The sequence below is a fragment of the Streptomyces rhizosphaerihabitans genome (assembly GCF_025399795.1).
Taxonomy (GTDB): domain Bacteria; phylum Actinomycetota; class Actinomycetes; order Streptomycetales; family Streptomycetaceae; genus Streptomyces; species Streptomyces rhizosphaerihabitans.
Genome location: NZ_JAODTZ010000235.1, coordinates 1 through 226, shown reverse-complemented (window position 1 = coordinate 226; position 226 = coordinate 1). Strand labels below are relative to the sequence as shown.

Annotated in this window: 1 protein-coding gene; it reads right to left on the bottom strand. The window is 69.9% G+C overall.

Annotated elements, in window-relative coordinates; translation table 11 throughout:
* Positions 1–226: DUF1254 domain-containing protein (locus N4G66_RS45560; RefSeq protein WP_261710187.1), on the bottom strand; the 226-nt coding region annotated here is incomplete at both ends.

Sequence of the window (226 nt, the reverse complement as noted above, 5' to 3'; positions counted from 1 at the left end):
CCAAGAGGGCCTGCCAGGTGGAGCATTGGCGCACGAATGCCCCGCCCTCGGGTTCCGGGCCGTCGTAGCCGGGTGGCAGCAGCAGGTAGGTGCCGCCGACGCCGCGGTCCGGTCCGGGCAGACCGAAGTCGATCACCCAGCGGAACCACATGTCGTCGATCGTGCCCAGACACCCCGGCGGGACCTGGAGCGTCACCGGACCGTCCGTGAGGTCGAGAAAGCTCCA